This is a genomic window from Methanobrevibacter sp. (genome assembly GCF_045646045.1).
In the GTDB taxonomy this organism is placed as follows: Archaea; Methanobacteriota; Methanobacteria; order Methanobacteriales; family Methanobacteriaceae; genus Methanocatella.
The window spans coordinates 1-2,970 of the sequence record NZ_JAZRJY010000124.1; the positions used below are offsets into that span (position 1 = coordinate 1).

The 2,970-nt window shown below is 30.1% G+C and carries 2 protein-coding genes; one reads left to right on the forward strand and one right to left on the reverse strand.

Annotated features, from left to right (window positions below):
• Positions 1–33: 33 nt before the first annotated feature.
• Positions 34–1,872 (forward strand): hypothetical protein, encoded by a 1,839-nt coding sequence (locus ACKI5C_RS08390; protein WP_407432699.1) that lies wholly within the window; start codon positions 34–36, stop codon positions 1,870–1,872.
• A gap of 105 nt (positions 1,873–1,977) precedes the next feature.
• On the opposite strand, the gene ACKI5C_RS08395 is transcribed toward ACKI5C_RS08390, so the two are convergent.
• Positions 1,978–2,799, reverse strand: coding sequence for a 4Fe-4S binding protein (locus ACKI5C_RS08395; RefSeq protein WP_407432700.1), 822 nt, complete (start codon positions 2,797–2,799; stop codon positions 1,978–1,980).
• Positions 2,800–2,970: the final 171 nt, after the last annotated feature.

Genomic DNA, 2,970 nt, shown 5'->3' on the forward strand with positions numbered 1-2,970 from the left:
TGAAAAACTATGAAAGCAAAATTAATGTTTTTAATGGCAATTATTTTAGTTTGTTTATCCATTTCTAGTGCTTGTGCTAGTGATGTTGATAATCAAACTATTCAATCAATTGATCAAATTACACCTGCTGCGGGAGATGTAATTGTAGATGATGTTAACGTAAATAATGATGTGAATGATATTGGTTCATTTAGTGATATTCAAAGTTTAATTAATAATAATGATGTTATAAATTTAACTAAAGATTTTATTGCTACAGAATCTGAAGATTGTGTCCATATTTCAGGTAGTAAAATAATAAATGGTAATGGTCATGTATTAAACGGTAATGGAAAAACTGCAATTTTTGAAATTACTGGTGAAGATGTAGTTTTAAATGATATTGTGCTTGTAAATGGTAAATCTAATGATGGTGGAGCAGTTTATGTTTCAAATGCAAATGGTTTAACATTTAATAAGATTACATTTAAAGATAATCATGCTGATTATGATGGTGGAGCAGTATACATCGACAACGGTAAGTCAATCAGCTTTGTTAATTGTGATTTTTTAAAAAATACTGCAAATGAGTGTGGTGGTGCAATTTATACCTCAGAATATTTAAACATAATAAACTGTAGTTTTGATTCTAACAAAGTTAGAGTATATGGATTTAGTGAATGTGATGGTGGTGCAATTTATGCTAAAAATAATTTAATGATTAATGGTTCTGTATTTTTGAATAATTATGCTCTGGATAATGGTGGTGCAGTTTACACTACTGATTCTTTAGACATAATCGATAGTCTTTTTAATTCTAATACAGCTTGCGCTAATGGTGGTGCAATCTATGCTAAAGGTGTTGTTTCTGTAGCTTCATCTACTTTTATGTCCAATAAAGCAATTCCGGATGATGATGCTCCTATAAATAATGATGGTGGAGCAATCTATGGTGAGGATAATGTGAATGTTGTAGATTCACTATTTAAATTTAATTTTGCTAATGTTGTTGGTGGTGCAATCTGCAGTAAAAGTAATGTGGCTGTTAAAAAGTCCATTTTTGATAGTAACATTGCATCTGATGAATTATATGTTCAATGCTGTGGCGGTGCTATAAATAGTGAACATGATGTTAAAGTTGATAATTCAACATTTATTAATAATCATGCAGAAGATTACGGTGGAGCAATATGTTCTGATACTGTAACATGGGTAGAATCAATGTCATATTTCGTCGGCAATTATGCTGAAGATAATCCGGGTGGTGCAATTTATACAAATAAGTTCAATACTGATGTAATATATGGTATTTTCATTGGTAATCAGGCTAAAGACGATGATGGTGGAGCAATTTATATTAACAATGAAAATCACATAACCTTTTCCTGTTGTACTTTTAAAGATAATTATGCCGCTGATGAAGGAGGAGCGATTTATTCAGGTAGTTCCAATTCCGTTTTAACTTTTAAAGATTATAATTCCTTTATTAATAATCATGCAGGTGATGAAGGACAAGCTGTTTATAATAAAGGTAAATACGGTGAAATTAAAAATAATTGGTGGGGAACAGCTTCACCAGATTTCTCCAAAGATTTACTTGTTGAATGGAATGCAGTATGGTTTAATGAGATGCATGAAGATTCAAACCCATTAAATAATCCTTATGATAATTATGCAGATAATTTTATTAAATCATTCACTATTCAAAATAGTGGTGTTATTCAAACCGGAGATTTGGTAAAATTCAATGATACGGGTGCAATTTACAATATAATGCAGGATATTAAAGGATTATCTGTATTAAATACTAATTTAATGCATGGTGAATACATTATAAATTCACTTTACAATGGGTTTAATGTTTCAAATAAATTAACTATGGTTTGGGATTAAATAATCTAAAACCATTTTCTTTTTTTTTTGTTTTGGATTTTACTTGAAGAAATTAAAACAAAAAAATGATGACTGAAAATACTTAATTTTTCAAATTAAAGGGGTTCATAATTTCAGGGCATCATTTGGACAGCTGTGAACACATTCAAGGCATAATATGCATTCTGTACCATTTTCTCTTTTTCTGGAATTGTTTAACATTTCAACATCCATCGGACATGCCCTTTCACATTTGCCGCAACTGATGCATTTATTTTCATTAACTTTAACTCTTAAAAGTGAAAAATAGCTTGAAATCTTTAAAAATACAGTAATCGGACATACATATTTGCAGAATGCACGATTATCTTTAAGATAAAATGCCAGAGCAATTCCAAGAATATAATAAATTACATTTCCTATAATAAACAGGAAAAATATTATTGAATCAAGATTGGCAACTTTAAAAACGAATAGTGAACATACACCGCATGATATTGCTGCAAATAATATGCATCTGACATACCCCCAGTTTTTTCTTTCGTTTTGAGGAGTTTTGTAAGGCAGCAGATCCAATATCATTGCTGTCCAGCAGGCATAGCCGCACCATCCACGGCCAAACAGTAATGGCCCAAGAATTTTTGCAATTAGAAAATGAATAACGGCACCTTCGAAAACACCTAAACACAAATAATACCAAAATCCGGACAGGGACAAGTTTTCATGACCTAAAATGCCAACATAAATAAACAGATAACATCCAACTGCAAGCATAATCAGGTTTCTTGCGTATTTGTTATTTTTAGCCATCATGAACAGTCCAACAGCTATTGCAGTTCCAATATATAAGAAATTGAATATGAAAAATGTGTTGGAAGTTGTACTATATACCAAAACAGCAATCACGATGAAAATTAACTCCATAATTATTGGTGCTTTAATGTTCATATATAACTATATTTTTAATCACAGTAATTAATTTCATCGATGTCCTATTATTAAATATTATTTATTTTTTTGGTCTGTAAAATTTTACAGACTCATTTTTTCAAAAATCAATTAATGATAATCTTTAAAATTAAGTTTAATTCCCTATTTTGCGAATTGATTTTGAAGTGA

Bases quoted from the DNA above. Each gene is read 5' to 3' on its own strand.
- ACKI5C_RS08390 (WP_407432699.1), top strand. From the start codon at position 34: ATGGCAATTATTTTAGTTTGTTTATCCATTTCTAGTGCTTGTGCTAGT.
- ACKI5C_RS08395 (WP_407432700.1), bottom strand. From the start codon at position 2,799: ATGAACATTAAAGCACCAATAATTATGGAGTTAATTTTCATCGTGATT.